Origin of the sequence: Streptomyces sp. NPDC088915, assembly GCF_044749825.1 — a bacterium.
Classification (GTDB): Bacteria; Actinomycetota; Actinomycetes; order Streptomycetales; family Streptomycetaceae; genus Streptomyces.
Genome location: NZ_JBIVIR010000002.1, coordinates 658091 through 673775, shown reverse-complemented (window position 1 = coordinate 673775; position 15685 = coordinate 658091). Strand labels below are relative to the sequence as shown.

The following is a 15685-nucleotide window of genomic DNA, read 5'->3' as shown; positions in this document are numbered from 1 at the left end:
ACCGCCGCGAGCGCGGCCAGGCCGAACTCCCGGACTGGAAAGAGGAACACAACGCCTCCCACCGCAAGGTCCGCGCCCGCGTGGAGCACGTCTTCGCCCGAATGAAGAGCTGGAAGATCCTCCGCGACTGCCGCCTGAAAAGTGACGGCGTTCACCACGCCATGCTCGGCATCGCCCGCCTGCACAACCTCGCCCTGGCCGGGTAACGGAGAGACGGGCTGATCAACCAGCACACCGTAGATCATTTACGGGACAGCCCTTAGGGAGCGTGCCCTAAAGGTAGCGATCCGGGGCCGCGTGAAAGAGTCATGCCGCAATGCAGTCATGTCGAGTCGAAGACCACCTGAGCAGCCGTCGAGTCAGGGCCGTGAGCTCTATTCCTAGGTCAAGACCTTTACTCCCATCGAAGTCGAGGATGTGATCCGTAAATTTTCTCGCTAGGTCGGCGCGTTCAAGCGCGTCGTCTTCAGGATTTTCAATCAAGTTGTCGCCAACGAGCGTCAGGGAAGCAACCTTTCTGAGAGAGTGGAAGTCACTCTCCACCTCCCGCACTCAGCCCAAAGAACCGCTCGAAGAACTCAATCAAGCGGGCTAGAACGCGCTGCTTCTTCTCGCCGTGACCTCCGGCTGCCGAGAAGCGGGAGGTTGGCGGCAGAATCCTGGTGATAGCCGTGCCAGTGACGGGGACGGCGCCGTCGCGGAAGGCCTGATCGATGAAGCTTTTCGTCTGTTCGGGCTTCAGACGTTCGTCGCTGATGATCGCGTCAAGCTCGGTGGTGCGCTGGGTGTCCACGTAGGTACGCCACTCTTCATCAATCTCACCGCTGGCCGACACGCGGTCAACGAAGTCCATGATGAGGTCCTTCTTGTTGCGCAGAGTCGGGCTGGAGTCGACGGAACGCTGGATGTCCATGAGGGCATCCATATCCTTGTCGGAGCCGTTGCCGCGCGCCTCACGCCACTTGGCGACAAGCATCAGGATGTAGTCGACGTTAATCTCAACCTGTTTGATCAGCTCGATCTCGAAGACCACATCGTCGTTGATCGCCTCCTTCTCGGCCTCGCTGTCCTTACGGAAGTCGGCGTAGAGGTTCAGGTAGATACTGCGGTAGTCCTGCATCTGGCGCTCGGTGATGATCTCGTTGCCCACGAAGTCGTCGAAGGATGTCAGGATGTTCTGCAGCCGTAGAATGGCGCCGAGTAGGGCGATGAACTCCTTCTGCGCTGCCTCGCCGACGATCCTCTCATTCAGCGGGAACTTCTCCACCAGCTCGTGTGCGCGCTCGCTGTACTCGCCGTAGTACTCGGCATACGGCTTGAGCAGCACGATGCCACGAGCGTCTTTGTTGCCGAACAGGGCGATAGCATCGTTTGTTTCATGCTCGAGATCGCGGAAGGAGACAATGCTGCCGTAGGCCTTGACCGAGTTCAGAATGCGGTTAGTGCGCGAGTAGGCCTGGATTAGACCATGGTTGACCAGCCGCTTGTCCACGAACAGGGTGTTAAGCGTGGTGGCGTCGAAGCCGGTCAGGAACATGTTGACCACGATCGCCAAGTCGATCTCTCGGTTCTTCAACCGCAGCGACAAGTCCTTGTAGTAGTTCTGGAACTTGTCAGCGCTGGTGTCGTAGCTGGTACCGAACAGCGCGTTGTAGTCCTTGATCGCCTCTTCGAGGAAGTCGCGCGAAGGCTGGTCGAGCGAGCTGGTTTCGAAGCCCTCTTCGTTGAGGTAGTCGTCGCTCACGTCCTCGTTCGCGGCGTAGGAGAAGATCGTGGCGACCTTCAGCCGGCGGTCGGGGACGAGCACGGCCTGCTGCTTCTTGAACTCCAGGTAGTAACGCTTTGCAGCCTCGATCGAGGCGGTGGCGAAGATGGCGTTGAAGCCCTTCATGCGGCTGGCCTGCTTCAGCTCGGCCACCTTGTTGCGGCTGCCGATCACGTCAGCGACATTGGCGACCACCGAGTAGTCGTAGCCGTGGGAGCGCTTGGTCTTTTGGTCGAAGTGCTCCAGCGTGTAGGCCACCACCTGTCGCAGCCGCTCGGTGTCGAGCAGTGCACGCTCGGTGTCTATGGCGGACACCTGCTTGTCCGTCAGCCCATCTGGCAGCTGGATGGTGTTGACGTAGTCGATGCGGAACGGCAAGACGTTCCTGTCGTTGATGGCATCCACAATCGTGTAGGTGTGGATCGCCATCTGGTGATCCTGCGGTGGGCAGTTCCTCGGATCGCCGTGGAGGTAGCACCCGAAGGCCTGCGGTGTGGTGCGCAGTTTCGGATTACCGCCGCTGCCGGAGTTGACAGCGAAGATCGGGGTGCCGGTGAAGCCGAAGATGTTGTACCGCTTGAACGTCTTGGTGATTGCGGTGTGCATGTCGCCGAACTGCGAGCGGTGACACTCGTCGAAGATCAAGACCACATGACCGTCGTAGATGGCGTGATCCTTGTTGGCGTTGATGAACGTGCTGAGCTTTTGGATCGTCGTGATGATGATCCGCGCGCTCGGGTCTTCCAGCTGCCGCTTCAACACCGCCGTCGAGGTATTCGAGTTGGCTGCACCCTTCTCGAAGCGGTCGTACTCGCGCATCGTTTGGTAGTCGAGGTCCTTGCGATCGACCACGAACAGCACCTTGTCGACGTCAGCCAGGCGAGAGGCGAGCTGCGCTGTCTTGAAAGACGTCAACGTTTTGCCAGAGCCGGTGGTGTGCCACACGTATCCGCCGGCTGCCACCGAGCCGAGCTCCTTGTAGTTGGTGGAAATCTCGATCTTCTGAATGACTCGCTCGGCCGCCACGATCTGGTACGGCCGCATCACCAGCAGCATCCGGTCGGTCGTCAGCACGCAGTACTTCGTCACCACGTTCAGCAGTGAGCGCTTAGCGAAGAAGGTCTTGGTGAAGCTGGTCAGGTCTTGGATCGGCCGGTTGGTGGCATCCGCCCACCATGAGGTGAACTCAAACGAGTTGGAGGTCCTCTTGGCCTTCTTCGAGGATGCATGCTCCGACAGGTGCTGGCGCCGAGTCGTGTTGCTGTAGTACTTGGTCAACGTGCCGTTGCTGATTACGAACAGCTGCACGTACTCGAACAGCCCCGAGCCCGCCCAGAAGCTGTCGCGCTGGTAGCGGTTGATCTGGTTGAATGCCTCGCGGATGTCCACCCCGCGCCGCTTCAGCTCGATGTGCACCAACGGCAGGCCGTTCACCAGCACTGTCACGTCGTAGCGGTTGGCATGCACCGCGCCACCCTCGACAGCACCAATTTCGTACTGGTTGATCACCTGCAGGCAGTTGTTGTGGACGTTCTTCTTGTCAATGAGTGAGACGTTCTTAGTGGTGCCATCGTCGCGTCGGAGGATTTGGATGTAGTCCTCCTGGATGCGCACCGTCTTCTCCACGATGCCCTCGTTCGTCCCGGCAATCTTTTCGCTGTAGAACGACTCCCACTCGGTATCGCTAAAGGTGATGCCGTTCAGCGCCTCCAGCTGCGTACGCAGGTTGGCGACCAGCTCGGTCTCCGACGTAATGGCCAGGTACTCGTAGGCCTGCGACTCCAGCAGTCTGATGAACTCCCGCTCCAGGGCGGCCTCCGACTGATAAGCAGTCGCGGCGGCCTCGTCGGGAGGGAACTCGGCAACGACCGTGCTCTCCGAACTAACGGCAATCGGTTCGTAGTGCTTCGACGACGGCTCGCTCATACCGCTGCCTCCTTGAAGGTCAGCAGCCTGTCGCGGTAGCACTCATACTGCGTGCGGCGAGCATCCAGCTCGGCAGGGAGATCATCGACGAGGCTGTTCACCAGCTTCTCAAAATTGTCCAGGATCGCGACAATTCGTCTCTGAGCGCCCATGGTCGGGACGGGAATCGGAACTGCTCGCACGATGTCTGCGTTCAGATTTGAGACCGTGCTCGACCCAGCTCGTCGCGCAAATTCTCGCTGGATCGGTGCAGAACGCAGCATATGGTAAAGGAAGTCGGGCAGGAAGGACTCGCTGAAGTCGCTAATTGCTAGCCAACCGTCGTGAATCGCACCCTCGATCTTCGAAATATATGGGCGCCCGAAACTCATCGAATTTGACAGCACGAAGTCGCCTGGATGAACCATCCGAGACTTCGCAGCGCCTTCCGTTGTAACGCGCTGTGCCGTCGCCGTGATGTACTTTCCGCCAGCTGGAACGTCTCCGATCCTGATCCAGGGAACTCCTTCATCTTTATCAGTGAGGAACGACTGAATAGGGCGAGGCGAGGATCCCCGGACGATTGTTGTGACCTTGCCCATTGGTAGCCACTTGACTTCGTCGCCGAACGTCATGAAGAAATCGCGATAGTAGGAATACTGCTGCCGCCGAGCTTCCAGCTCTGCTTGTAGCTCTGCTTGCAGCTCCACTTCCAGCACGCTAAATGAGTCAAGCACACGAACGATCTCGCGCTGTACTTCGACGGGCGGGACGGGAATTCTAATCTTAGCCAGACTATCCCCGGAGATGCGGCGCACCTTTGCCCCAGTGATGCTACGCATCTTCTGACCTTGAAACTGTTCAGATTGGAAGAAATATGAGACGTACTTCGGATCGAGCGAGTGGTGATAAATGAATGCGTCGCCACTGACGGCCGTCGCCGCTTCACCGAGCCAAGCGACTGCCTTGCCGACCGCCTGGTCATCCTCACTTGTCGTAGCGATGACTAGATCACCGGGTTCTGCCTTACGGAGCTTCGCGGCGAAGCCAGGTGAGGTGAAGGAGATCGTCTCGGTCGCCCAAGTGCCGTAGTACGTGTGCACTTGGCCGTAGTGGATCGCTGGGAAGCCCTCATCGGTGAGGTCACTCTTCTGGAGCCCGTTGCCACGGATGAACGTACCGACATCTCCGAGGGTCTTGAACTCAATCCCGCCAGGGCTCAGTCCCTGGATCAGGTCGTCAATCCGACTCATGAGGCATCTCCTGCAATCTCGTCAATATTGGCGGAGCCCCATCCAAGCTCATCAATGGCTTTGGCAAAGACATTGTCGCGATTGACCTCTTCGACTATCCCGAGCACGAGCTGAAGACACGGCTCGAATTTCTTGAGCGCTTCCTCTTCGGTCGAGTTGCCGTGGATGATCTCGCTCAGCTCACCAAACAACTTGTACCCGTTACTGGAGAAGCGCTGTGGGATGATGCGCCGCTCCTCGTTCACTCGCTCGAGGAGATCCCTGAATGGAACTCGTCCGTTGTTCTTCCCCGTGGTAGGGATGCCGGCAATATTGGCGACGTGGTAGGTAATCGATTCAAGAATCCAGCGCAGATAGACCGTTGCTCCAGCGCCGAGTTCGGCATCATACGCCACTTGAGCACGCTTGATCAGGTCGGCAAACTGGCCAGGATCCTTGCCTATGCGCTCAGCACGATCTCGCAGGTTCTCTGTGTAGCGTTCGATTCGCACCTCCGGGGCGAATCCAGAGATTTCGTCTTTGCTTGCAATCAGGAACCATGCGGCTACCGACGACTGACACGCCGTACACCTCAGGGTGGCATCGATACTGACCGCGTGCTTGTCGAGACCCAGACAGTAGAGCTCGTCACCAGACTCGAAGGTGCGCTGGTCGTCGCATGGCTTGCAATGGAAATTGCGGAATACCTTGCCGACTTTGATCTTCTTGTGTTTGCCCCACTGCAACTCGCGGTCGCCAAGGAAACCTTCAACTCTTGTTGCTGTGGGCTGCGGAGCCTTTGAGAGGAGGTCAGACAAGCGCATTTCCCCCCGCTTCCAGGTCGGTCACGATCGCATCAATCTGCGTGCGCAGCTCCGCCTGGCGCTTCACGATGCCCGCGATTCGCTCGTTCAGTTCCTTGATGTCAATCGCCTCGGTAGTGTTCTCTTCCTCCACGTACGACGACACTGTGAGGTTGTAGCTGTTGGTCGCGATGTCATCGTTCGGGACGAGTTTGGAGAAGTGGTCGGCGTCCTCGCGGGCGGTGAAGGCGTCGAGGATCTTCTGTTGATTTTCGGGCAGCAGCTTGTTCTTGCTGCTCCGGCGCTTAAACTCGGCCGAAGCATCGATGAACAGGACGGAGTTGTCTTTCTTCGACTTCTTTAGGATGAGGATGCAGGTGGTGATGGTGGTGCCGAAGAACAGGTCGGGCGGCAGCTCGATGACTGCGTCGACGTAGTTATTGTCCACCAGGTATTTGCGAATCTTCTGCTCGGTGCCGCCGCGGTATAGTGCGCCGGGGAACTGAACGATGGCAGCCGTGCCGTCGACCGCCAGCCACGACAGAATGTGCATGGTGAAGGCCAAGTCAGCCTTACTCTTTGGCGCTAGCACGCCCGCCGGCGAGTAGCGCGGGTCGTTGATGAGCAGCGGGTTGGCGACGCCGTCCCACTTGATGGAGTACGGCGGATTGCTGACGATCGCCTCGAACGGCTCGTCGTCCCAGTGCTGCGGGTCGGTGAGCGTGTCGCCGTGCGCCAAGTCGAACTTCTCGTAGTTAATGTCATGCAGAAACATGTTGATGCGCGCCAGGTTGTAGGTGGTCAGGTTGATCTCCTGGCCAAAGAAGCCCTGGCGGACGTTGTCCTTGCCCAACACCTTGGCGAATTTCAGCAGCAGCGAGCCTGAGCCGACGGCCGGGTCGTAGACCTTGTTGACCGACTTCTTGCCGACCACCGTGATGCGCGCCAGCAGCTCGCTAACCTCCTGCGGGGTGAAGAACTCACCACCAGACTTGCCAGCGTTGCTGGCGTACATGGTCATCAGGTACTCGTAGGCATCGCCAAACGAGTCGATGGCGTGGTCGTTGAAGTCGCCTAGGTTCAGGTCGCCGATGGCATCGAGCAGCTTCACCAGCTTCTCGTTCCGCTTGGCGACCGTGGGACCAAGCTTGGCGCTGTTGACGTCTAGGTCGTCGAACAGCCCCTTCAGGGCGTCCTCGCTATCGGTGCCCAATGCCGAGCCCTCGATGCGGTTGAAGACGCGTGCCAGTGTCTCGTTCAGATTCTCGTCGCCAGCAGCGCGCTTTCGGACGTTCGCGAACAACTCGCTCGGCAGGATGTAGAAGCCCTTCTCATCCACTGTGTCCTTGCGCCCGAACTCGGCATTCTCGTCGCTGAGCTTGGTGTAGTCAAAGTCTCTGTCGCCCGCCTCTTGCTCCAGCTTGTTTAGGTAGGCGGTCAGGTTTTCGGAGATGAAGCGGTAGAACAGCATTCCGAGCACATAGCTCTTGAAGTCCCAGCCGTCGACGCTTCCACGCAGGTCGTTGGCGATACGCCAAATGGTCTTGTGTAGTTCTGCACGCTGAGCTTCCTTCCCCTGAGGAGCCATCAGAAAACACCTCCAGCGATGCATCGGTCGATCGAAGAAGCCCCGCGGCAGTCGCTTCTCATACTCACTCTCATTCTGAATTCATTTGAAGAATATAAAACCAATAGGACGATCAGTCAGGTATTTACATTTCCGTTTCATCCCGCTTCGTCACATTAAAGCCCGTCTACCGTCGGATCGTTTCGACTGAAAATCTGCACAATTCTACTGGCAAAGTTCTTGATCCAAATCCCTGGATCAGGAGATTCTAAGCTTCCGGCAGCGGAGCCGCAGGGAACTTGGGAGGTCGGTGGGAGCAGCTTTGGGGTGGCGCTGCTCTGGCGCGAGTGATCATGCCCCCGTAAGCTTCCGGCGCGTCGGGCAGTCTGTGGACCTGCCCGGTAAAGCACGACGTTGGGGCCATGATCTTCGAGGCTCGCGCCAAGTGGCTCCGTAAAGCCGTGGAGCCGACCGCCCCAGCTACGACGTACCCCTTCTCTGGCATCAGGCGGCTGATTGCCATGAGCGCGGCACGGGCGCCGGCCAGGCTGGAGCGGGGCGGAGACAGGAGCGCAGGGCCGGCCGGCGCCCGGGCCGCGCGCGGGGAGCGGAGCGAGCCGCCTTGATGAAGTAGAGAAAGTCTTACCGCGCTGCCCTCAGAGGGCGATCGGCTTGTAGGCCACGGCCCTGTCGACGACCTTCTCAGGCGTCAGATCAGTGTCGGGGTCCCAGAAGACGTAGTCGCTGATGCGCGGGCAGGACAGGCCCCGTTCAAGAGCGGCCAGGATCTGGGAAGACTCTTCCTCTGGCGTCTCTGGGTTCATGAGGCGTTCAACGAGAAGGATCGCTTCCTCGCGGGTCATCCGCGGTGACGGTTGCATGGTCACTTGTGCGTGATCAGCTGGCGGCCGTCGTGACTGCGGACGTGGGGGCCATTGTCGTCCAAGGCGTCCAAGAGGCGGATCGCGTAGACCTCGGCCATGCGCTCCTCGACCTCAGCCGGCGTGAGCCAGTCGACCGCGGTCGACTCGTCTGAGGTTCGCTCGGTGCCACCGGAGGGCTTGCAGCGGAAGACCAGGGCGACGATGCCGCGGGTGGTGTTCTTGTATACGCCCGTGAGCTCGTCCACCTCGACGTGGATGCCCGTCTCCTCCAGGACCTCGCGGGCTACGCCCGCTTCCGGGGCTTCGGTGAGTTCGAGTACTCCGCCTGGGAGTTCCCATGTGCCGTTGTCCGCTCGGCGGATGGCCAGGAGGCGGCCGTCTTCGCGCACTACCGCTCCGGCCACGGACACCGAGTGGAGTGGCGTTGACTTTGTTCCCGCGCTCCCGTTACTCATGTACAGGAGCATATGAGAGTGGGTAGGACTGTGGGAACTCCAGCAGGAGCTGGCAGAGCCGTGCCTCGGTACGTGCAGATCGCGGACGAGATTGTCCAGCAGATCCGGTCCGGCGTACTGAAGGCCGGCGACATGGTGCCCAGTGAGTCCGAGCTCGTCGAGCGGTACGGGGTCGCCGGCGGGACCATCCGTAAGGCCATGGTGGAGGTGCGGGCCAGCGGGCTCGTCGAGACCCGGCACGGTAAGGGCTCGATTGTGAAGGACCGGCCTCCCGTACGGCTTCGGTCTTCGGATCGGTTCCGCGCTTCTCACCGGCGGGGCGGTAAGGCTGCCTACCTCGCCGAGTCCGAGCAGTCCGGCGCCACGGCCAAGGTGAGCGTCCTCTACATCGGACCCATGGAAGCACCCGCGGACATCGCCGAACGGCTCGGTGTCGACATGGGGACTCAGGTGCTCGCGCGGCGCCGGCTGTATTTCCGGAACGGGACTCCCGTCGAGACCGCCTCGTCTTACCTGCCGTGGGACGTCGTGAAGGACATCCCCGAGCTGTTCGCCGAGAACCCGGGACCCGGCGGCATCTACGCCCGGCTCGAAGACCACGGCCACACCTTCGCCGAGTTCGTGGAGACCCTTCAGGCTCGGCCGGCCGCGAAGGCAGAGGTGTCCGAGCTCGCGCTGAGTCCCGGCGCCCCCGTGATTCAGCTGGTGCGGGACGCTGTGACCACCAAGGGGCGGGTCGTGGAGGTCTGCGACACCCTCATGGCCGCTGACCAGTTCGTCTTCCAGTACCGGATCCCCGCGACCGACTGACGCTCGTTCAACTCCCCTCAACCCGCTGCGGTTTCTTTTGGTGGCGGTTTGACTCATGTACAGGAGTGAGGCACTCTTCTTCATGTCACTCCTATGCAGGAGTGACGGAGTCTAACCTCTATAGAGGAGTGATCCACTGTGCGTTAGATCCCCGTCGACACCTCCGCCGCGATAGTGATGGTGGCCCAGCCCCCGGCCCCGAAGATCGCCAACCGCCAGACCGGCGAGATCGCCACCGACCGGGACACCGGTGCGCCGCTGATGACGGTCGACGTCATGTTCGTCATGGACGGCAACGCCGAGATCCTGAACCTGACCGTTCCCAAGACCGGCATCTCCGAGGAGCTGTCCATGGGCACCCCGGTCGCCCTGACCGGCGTCGTCGCCCGGCCGTGGGAGAACGAGTTCAACGGTCAGAAGCGGCACGGCATCAGCTTCCGTGCCGTCGCCGTCACCTCGCTCGCCACCGCGAAGGTCGGCTGACCCATGACCGCCTTAACGGTCACCCTCGCGCTGGTCGCCACGGCCTCCCTGCTGCTGCGGTGGCAGCGTCCGGCCTGGTACTGGATGAGCTTCGGCGTCGTCTTCGCCGTGGTGCGGATCCTCGCCCGGTACGCGTCGGTCATGGACGCGTGTGGGCTGACCGTTCCGCCCTCGCGCTGGCGCCTGGCGCTGGCCCGGATGACCGGTCGGCCCATCCCCGAATCGCGGGCACCCCGGATCCTGCGGCTGCGGCCGACACGTACCGGGCTCGTACTGCGGGTGAAGCTGCGGCCTGGTCAGGACGCGTTCGACTTCTCCGCTGCCTCAGACCGGCTCCGGCACTCGTTCGTCATGCAGAACGTCACCGCCCGAGAGATCCGCTCGGGTGTCGTCGAGCTGCGGATGACCGGGTACGACGTCCTCAAGCGGGTGCAGATGCCCGCGGCGTCCCGTGGTGGGGCGATGCGGGTTCCGGTCGCCATGCGGGAAGACGGGGAGGTCTACTACCGCGACTACCGCCAGACCCCGCACGCGCTGAACGTCGGCGCCACCCAGTCCGGAAAGTCCGTCTATCAGCGCAACCTTGTCGCAGCGCTCGCTTCTCTGGACGTCGCCTTGGTCGGGATCGACTGCAAGCAGGGAGTGGAACTCGCTCCGCTGGCACGTCGGTTCACCGCCTTGGCCGACGACCCTGATGCCGCCGCCGACCTCCTCGACGCCCTCGTCGAGCACATGGAGGACGTCTACCAACTGATCCGACGCGAGCAGAGATTGAGTGCAGACCTACCGGATGCGGAGATCACCGCTGACATCTGGGACCTGCCCGATCACCTGCGACCGACGCCGATCGTGCTCCTGGTCGATGAGGTCGCCGAACTCGCCCTCTTCACCACGAAAGAGGAGGAGAAGCGGCGGGATCGGATCATCACCTCCCTCGTCCGGCTCGCCCAACTCGGCCGCGCCGCTGGCATCTACCTGGAGGTCTGCGGGCAGCGCTTCGGCTCCGAGCTTGGTAAAGGCATCACCATGCTTCGCGCCCAGCTCACCGGCCGGACCGCTCACCGCGTCAACGACGAGACCTCCGCCAACATGGCCTTCGGCGACATCGCCCCGGACGCCGTCCTCGCCACGGTCCAGATCCGCACCGACCGGCCCGGCACCGCCGTCGCCGGCGACTCCTCCGGTGAGTGGGTCCGCATCCGCACTCCTCACCTCACGCTCCGGCGGGCCGTGAACATCGCGAACTCCCATGCTCACCGAACGCCCGAGATTCCCGCGCTGGACGCCTTCCGGCCCGTCCTGCCGCCCCTGGGCAAAGCCGCGGCGCCCTCAACCGTCACGGCTCCTGCGATCGCCTGAATCCCCTCGCTCCACGGCGGCGTGACCGCTTCACGCCAGATGCCTACCCCGCCCATGCCCGAAACCGGAAGGAGGACCCTCCGATGCGTCCCCTCCGCCGCCCGGACGCCGTCCTCGTACAAGCCGTGATCGCCGGCGCTCTGTCCTTCGCTCATCTCCACGACCTGGCTGCGGCTGCCGGGCAGTCCGGTTGGAAGGCTTGGGCCTACCCGGTCTCCGTGGACCTCCTGCTCGTCGCCGCCTGGCATCGGCTGCGGACCTCGCGGGCCGCCGGTGAACCTGCCCGCTCCGCCTGGACGTGGTTCATGGTCGCCCTGGCCGCGTCGCTCGGTGCGAACGTCGCCACCGCCGGGCTCCTCGACCTCGGCCACGTCCCCGCCTGGCTGCGCATCCTCGTCGCGGGCTGGCCTGCCCTCGCGTTCCTCGGCGGGACGCTTCTTGTCCACTCCCCTGGACATCCGGCGGTCGCCAAGCCTGCCGAATCCGACATGGACACCGAGCAACCCTCAGCCGTAGAAGCGGTCATCGAGCGGAATGACGTGGTCGAGCCGGAGCCCGAGAGCGCCCCGCCCCGGCCCTCCCCTCCCCGGAACCGGAGCCAGTCCCGGAGCCCGAACTCGCCCCCGTGGCCGTACCTCCGGCGCTCGTCGCTCACGCCCGGAAGGTGGCCGACGACTACCGCGCCCGTACTGGCTACCCGATCGACACCGACACCCTCGGCGTCCCGCCCCTGATGGCCAACGCCATCGCAGCCCAGCTCGCCTGAAGGGAGACCCTCATGCCCCCTCGCGATCACTTCCACTCAGTGATGCGGATCGGTCCGGTGCAGATCGGCACCCACCGCGACCGTCACGGCCGCACCAAGTGCGCCGCGGTGTGCACGGCCGACGGCTGCGGCTGGTCCGCGGAGTACTCCAGCTCCTCGGCCGCCCAGCTCGCTGCCCGCACGCACCGCTGCAAGCCCCGCTGCAAGCCCCGCTGACCTCGAAGGAGACCCCGTCATGGACGTCCCGCTCTGGCTCGCCCTGATCGTCGTCGGCGGCCTCGGCATCAAGCTCATCCGCCCGCCCTGGTGGCTCGTCGCCGTGATCCTCCTCGGCGGCTTCCTCCTCGCCGACAGCGTCCTCGCACCGCTCATCGACAGCACGATCAACGAGTAGGGAGAACCGTCATGTTCCAGCCGCGCATCCCAGTCAACCCGCTTCCGACCGGCATCGTCACCCCGCTCGTCCAGCCGTCCGTCACCGCTGACATCGCGCCCCATCACACCGCCGACATGGCGCCCTGCAACCACCACCACGCCCCGGCGCCGTCTTCCGCTATGCGCCTCACCCCAGCCGGCCTGGCTGTCGTCGTCGCTGGCGGCGTCGGAGCCGTCCTCGTCGTCGGCACGGTCCTGGTCTCTATGCTCCTCGCCGTCGCCATCAGCGCCGCCTCGGTCGCCGTGTACGCCGTCGTCCTGCGCTCGCTCCTCAACGGCCAGCGGCGGCGCCGCTAGTCGGGCCTCCGGACGGCTCAACCGCCAAGTCTCCGCCGCCCGGAAACCCCGCTCCTGCCCAGCTCGCAGAACCAGAAGGAAGCACTCCATGATGACCGTCCCAGCCGCCTCGTCGGCGGGATTCGACACCGCCGCCCTGGGCGACATGCTCCGGGTGGCCGCATCCTCCGGCTTCGCCCGCTGGAAGGAGCAGATCCACCGCACCGGCGGCTGCTCCCACCCCATCCACCTCCAGGGCTGGACCCTCACCCGGGACAAGACCACCGGGGAGACCCTCCACCGGTACTCCACCGACACCGAGCCGGGCGCAAGGCTCCGCATCGCCTGCGGCAACCGCCGCGCCTCCCGCTGCCCCGCCTGCGCGTGGACGTACGCGGGCGATACGTATTCACCTCATCCGCGCCGGCCTCGCCGGAGACAGCGTCCGGGACATCCCCGCCACGGTCCGCGATCACCCCGCGTGTTCCTAACCCTCACCGCTCCGTCCTTCGGACCGGTCCACAATCGCCCCGGCACCCGGCCCTGTCGCTGCGGCGTCCGTCACGCTGAGGAGGACGCCGCCCTCGGCACGCCGCTCGACCCCGAGTTGTACGACTACGCCGCCGCCGTCCTCTTCAACAACCACGCCGGGCAGCTCTGGCAGCGGTTCACGAACCGCCTCCGCCGAGAGATCGCCGCCGGGGCCAGCCTCTCGCAGCGGGAACTCAAGGCGGTCGTCCGGATCTCGTACGGGAAGGTCGCCGAGTTCCAGAAGCGCGGCGCCGTCCACTTCCACGCCGTCGTCCGCATCGACGGCCCGGACGGCCCCGGCTCACCACCGCCGTCGTAGGCGACCACCGAGCGCCTCACCGATGCCATCCGCGCCGCCGCCACCCACGCGTACACGACCGTCGCCGTCCCCGCCGCTGGCGATCAGCCCGGCCGCCATCTCCGCTGGGGCACCCAGCTCGACATCCGGCCCGTGAAGGCATTCGGCGACGGCTCCGACATCACGGAACAGGCCGTCGCCTCCTACATCGCCAAGTACGCCACCAAGGCCGCGGAGACGACCGGCAGCCTCGACCGCCGCATCGGCAACCGTGAGGCCCTGGTCCTCCTCGGCGTCCCCGACCACACTCGGCGCCTGGTCGAAGCCTGCTTCGACCTCGATCTGCTCTACCCGGACCGCCGCCTCCTCGCCTGGGCCCACATGCTCGGCTTCCGGGGCCACTTCTCCACCAAGTCCCGCGCCTACTCCACCACCCTCGGCGAGCTCCGCCAGACCCGAGCCGACTACCGCGCCGCCCAGGAGCGCACCGCCCGCGGCCTCGACGACATCGAGCCGGACACCGTCCTCGTCCTCACCTCCTGGTCCTACGCCGGCCAGGGCCACTCCCCCGGCGAGGCTGCCCTCGCCGCCTCCATCGCCCGAGGCATCCAGCTCAACCGTGAGACCGCCCGCGAAGCCCTACGCGACCAACTCGCCCTGGAGGGAGCAAGCGCATGACCGACCGACTGCTGACCGTGGGCCAGGCCGCCGAGCTCCTCGGCACCACCGAGAGGTTTCCGCGTCGGCTCATCGCCGAGCGCCGGATCGCCTTCGTCAAGGTGGGGCGGCATGTCCGCATTCCTGAGCGGGCCTTGGAGGAATTCGTCGTTGCCCACACCGTCCAGCCGATCACCACTCGTCGGCGATTCGCGGCAGTGGCCTGATGGCGAACAGCAAGGGTAAGCGTCGCCGCTTCGGTGCAGTGCGGAAGCTGCCCTCAGGGCGTTTTCAGGCTCGCTATCAAGGGCCCGACGGGCTGACGCGATCCGCGCCCGAGACATTCGCCTCGCAGACCGATGCCGATCGATGGCTCGTCCGCAAGGAAGCGGAGATCCTCGACGGCAAATGGAAGAACCCTGACGACAAGGTCCTCTTCGGGGTGTACGCCGACGCCTGGTTCAAGGATCGCGATTACGCGGCGACCACCTGCGAACGCAACGGCAGCGCACTGCGCCTCCACATCCTGCCGACCTTCGCGGGCGTGGTCCTGAGTGAGATCACTACACCCCAGATCCGTCGCTGGCGTGCCGACCTCCTGGAGTCGGGTGTCGGTGAACCGACGGTCGCCAAGGCCTACTAGATCCTCCGCGCCATCATGAACACCGCGGTCGATGACGAGCTGATCCAGCGCAACCCCTGCCGCATCAAGGGCGCCGGAGCGGCCAAGACGGCCGAGCGGCCGTTCCTCGATGTCGCTGAGGTCTTTCAGCTCGCCGACGCCGTGCCGGCGCGCTTCCGGGTGTTCATCCTGCTGGCGGCCTTCACCGGCCTCCGCTTCGGGGAGCTCGCCGCGCTTCAGCGCCATGACGTCGACCTCGACCGGCGCACCGTCGCCGTACGACGTTCGCTGGCCGAGACCCGTACCGACGGCATCCTGGTCAAGACACCTAAGAGCGCGGCCGGTGTGCGCACCGTCGCCTTCCCGGGCTCGCTGGCGGAGAGCCTGGCCACGCATCTCGCCGTCTACGCCGAGCCGGGTCGGACCGGGCTGGTCTTCACCGGAGCCCGCGGCGGGCAACTGCGCCGGAACAACTTCCGTCGGCTGTGGCTGCGGGCCCTGAAGGACACCGGTCTCCGCAACGTCCACTTCCACGATCTGCGCCACACCGGGAACACCCTCGCCGCCACCGGTGGGGCCACGACGCGTGAGCTGATGCAGCGGATGGGGCACTCGTCGGTGCGGGCCGCGCTGATCTATCAGCACCTCGTGAACGGGCGTGACCACGCCATCGCCGCCCATGTTGATGAGCAGATCAAGAAAGTCCGGCCGAGCGAGCCCGGCGACGCATCTGGCACGTAACTGGCACGGCGTCCCTCCCCCGCCTCCCCGGCCGGGGACGGACAAGGCCCAGGCTCCCGGTTCAGTACCGGTGACCTGGGCCTTTGTCGTGCTACC

At 63.8% G+C, this 15685-nt stretch carries 16 protein-coding genes and 2 pseudogenes; 12 read left to right on the top strand and 6 right to left on the bottom strand.

From position 1 onward, the window contains the following. Positions 1 to 206 (top strand): transposase (locus ACIP5O_RS06610; RefSeq protein WP_401289314.1); only part of this gene is annotated, 206 nt, incomplete at its 5' end. Between the two features lie 326 nt (positions 207 to 532). Here the strand turns inward: ACIP5O_RS06610 and ACIP5O_RS06605 are convergent. From ACIP5O_RS06605 to ACIP5O_RS06580, 6 genes are all read right to left on the bottom strand, one after another. Further along, positions 533 to 3691 carry a type I restriction endonuclease subunit R gene (locus ACIP5O_RS06605; protein WP_401289311.1) on the bottom strand — a complete coding sequence of 1053 codons (3159 nt, stop codon included), beginning with the start codon at positions 3689 to 3691 and terminating at the stop codon, positions 533 to 535. Beyond that, positions 3688 to 4923 (bottom strand): restriction endonuclease subunit S, encoded by a 1236-nt coding sequence (locus ACIP5O_RS06600; protein WP_401289308.1) that lies wholly within the window; start codon positions 4921 to 4923, stop codon positions 3688 to 3690. Before ACIP5O_RS06600 ends, ACIP5O_RS06605 begins: the two co-directional genes overlap by 4 nt. Then, positions 4920 to 5720, bottom strand: coding sequence for a hypothetical protein (locus ACIP5O_RS06595; RefSeq protein ID WP_401289305.1), 801 nt, complete (start codon positions 5718 to 5720; stop codon positions 4920 to 4922). Before ACIP5O_RS06595 ends, ACIP5O_RS06600 begins: the two co-directional genes overlap by 4 nt. Then, complete coding sequence (locus ACIP5O_RS06590) at positions 5713 to 7293, bottom strand: type I restriction-modification system subunit M (RefSeq protein WP_401289303.1); 1581 nt, start codon at positions 7291 to 7293, stop codon at positions 5713 to 5715. Before ACIP5O_RS06590 ends, ACIP5O_RS06595 begins: the two co-directional genes overlap by 8 nt. 635 nt (positions 7294 to 7928) lie before the next feature. Continuing rightward, complete coding sequence (locus ACIP5O_RS06585) at positions 7929 to 8135, bottom strand: e9imm peptide (protein ID WP_401289300.1); 207 nt, start codon at positions 8133 to 8135, stop codon at positions 7929 to 7931. Positions 8136 to 8155: 20 nt separating this feature from the next. Beyond that, entirely contained in the window at positions 8156 to 8623 is a 468-nt protein-coding gene (locus ACIP5O_RS06580; protein ID WP_401289298.1) for an NUDIX hydrolase, read from the bottom strand. On the opposite strand from ACIP5O_RS06580, the gene ACIP5O_RS06575 reads away from it, so the two are divergent. The 11 genes and pseudogenes from ACIP5O_RS06575 to ACIP5O_RS06525 all read left to right on the top strand — a co-directional run bounded on the left by ACIP5O_RS06575 (position 8624) and on the right by ACIP5O_RS06525 (position 15589). Further along, on the top strand, positions 8624 to 9421 hold the full coding sequence (locus tag ACIP5O_RS06575) for a GntR family transcriptional regulator (protein WP_401289295.1): 798 nt from the start codon (positions 8624 to 8626) through the stop codon (positions 9419 to 9421). It abuts the gene before it with no gap. A 177-nt stretch (positions 9422 to 9598) separates the two neighbouring features. Further along, the gene (locus ACIP5O_RS06570) at positions 9599 to 9904 is read left to right on the top strand and encodes a hypothetical protein (protein ID WP_401289292.1); all 306 of its coding nucleotides are present in this window, start codon (positions 9599 to 9601) and stop codon (positions 9902 to 9904) included. Between the two features lie 3 nt (positions 9905 to 9907). After that, positions 9908 to 11263, top strand: coding sequence for an FtsK/SpoIIIE domain-containing protein (locus ACIP5O_RS06565; protein WP_401289290.1), 1356 nt, complete (start codon positions 9908 to 9910; stop codon positions 11261 to 11263). Between the two features lie 83 nt (positions 11264 to 11346). Next, positions 11347 to 12029 (top strand): annotated as a pseudogene (locus tag ACIP5O_RS06560) (DUF2637 domain-containing protein). Positions 12030 to 12041: 12 nt separating this feature from the next. Then, positions 12042 to 12245 (top strand): mobile element transfer protein, encoded by a 204-nt coding sequence (locus ACIP5O_RS06555; protein ID WP_401289288.1) that lies wholly within the window; start codon positions 12042 to 12044, stop codon positions 12243 to 12245. A gap of 19 nt (positions 12246 to 12264) precedes the next feature. Next, positions 12265 to 12423 carry a hypothetical protein gene (locus ACIP5O_RS06550; RefSeq protein ID WP_401289285.1) on the top strand — a complete coding sequence of 53 codons (159 nt, stop codon included), beginning with the start codon at positions 12265 to 12267 and terminating at the stop codon, positions 12421 to 12423. 11 nt (positions 12424 to 12434) lie between these two features. Then, complete coding sequence (locus ACIP5O_RS06545) at positions 12435 to 12761, top strand: SpdD-like protein (protein ID WP_401289283.1); 327 nt, start codon at positions 12435 to 12437, stop codon at positions 12759 to 12761. Positions 12762 to 12849: 88 nt separating this feature from the next. Beyond that, positions 12850 to 14247: pseudogene (repSA, locus tag ACIP5O_RS06540) on the top strand (replication initiator protein RepSA). Beyond that, positions 14244 to 14453, top strand: a complete 210-nt coding sequence (locus tag ACIP5O_RS06535) for an excisionase family DNA-binding protein (protein WP_148002459.1) — start codon at positions 14244 to 14246, stop codon at positions 14451 to 14453. Before repSA ends, ACIP5O_RS06535 begins: the two are co-directional and overlap by 4 nt. Continuing rightward, positions 14453 to 14869: a hypothetical protein gene (locus ACIP5O_RS06530; protein WP_401289281.1), complete on the top strand. Its 417-nt coding sequence runs from the start codon at positions 14453 to 14455 to the stop codon at positions 14867 to 14869. The genes ACIP5O_RS06535 and ACIP5O_RS06530 overlap by 1 nt, the downstream gene beginning before the upstream one ends. Positions 14870 to 14884: 15 nt before the next feature. Next, entirely contained in the window at positions 14885 to 15589 is a 705-nt protein-coding gene (locus ACIP5O_RS06525) for a tyrosine-type recombinase/integrase (RefSeq protein ID WP_401289280.1), read from the top strand. The last annotated feature ends 96 nt before the right edge of the window (positions 15590 to 15685 follow it).

Coding starts and splice junctions, on each gene's coding strand:
- ACIP5O_RS06605 (WP_401289311.1), bottom strand. CDS start 3,691: ATGAGCGAGCCGTCGTCGAAGCACTACGAACCGATTGCCGTTAGTTCG.
- ACIP5O_RS06600 (WP_401289308.1), bottom strand. CDS start 4,923: ATGAGTCGGATTGACGACCTGATCCAGGGACTGAGCCCTGGCGGGATT.
- ACIP5O_RS06590 (WP_401289303.1), bottom strand. CDS start 7,293: ATGGCTCCTCAGGGGAAGGAAGCTCAGCGTGCAGAACTACACAAGACC.
- ACIP5O_RS06585 (WP_401289300.1), bottom strand. CDS start 8,135: ATGACCCGCGAGGAAGCGATCCTTCTCGTTGAACGCCTCATGAACCCA.
- ACIP5O_RS06580 (WP_401289298.1), bottom strand. CDS start 8,623: ATGCTCCTGTACATGAGTAACGGGAGCGCGGGAACAAAGTCAACGCCA.
- ACIP5O_RS06575 (WP_401289295.1), top strand. CDS start 8,624: ATGAGAGTGGGTAGGACTGTGGGAACTCCAGCAGGAGCTGGCAGAGCC.
- ACIP5O_RS06570 (WP_401289292.1), top strand. CDS start 9,599: ATGGTGGCCCAGCCCCCGGCCCCGAAGATCGCCAACCGCCAGACCGGC.
- ACIP5O_RS06565 (WP_401289290.1), top strand. CDS start 9,908: ATGACCGCCTTAACGGTCACCCTCGCGCTGGTCGCCACGGCCTCCCTG.
- ACIP5O_RS06555 (WP_401289288.1), top strand. CDS start 12,042: ATGCCCCCTCGCGATCACTTCCACTCAGTGATGCGGATCGGTCCGGTG.
- ACIP5O_RS06550 (WP_401289285.1), top strand. CDS start 12,265: ATGGACGTCCCGCTCTGGCTCGCCCTGATCGTCGTCGGCGGCCTCGGC.
- ACIP5O_RS06545 (WP_401289283.1), top strand. CDS start 12,435: ATGTTCCAGCCGCGCATCCCAGTCAACCCGCTTCCGACCGGCATCGTC.
- ACIP5O_RS06535 (WP_148002459.1), top strand. CDS start 14,244: ATGACCGACCGACTGCTGACCGTGGGCCAGGCCGCCGAGCTCCTCGGC.
- ACIP5O_RS06530 (WP_401289281.1), top strand. CDS start 14,453: ATGGCGAACAGCAAGGGTAAGCGTCGCCGCTTCGGTGCAGTGCGGAAG.
- ACIP5O_RS06525 (WP_401289280.1), top strand. CDS start 14,885: ATGAACACCGCGGTCGATGACGAGCTGATCCAGCGCAACCCCTGCCGC.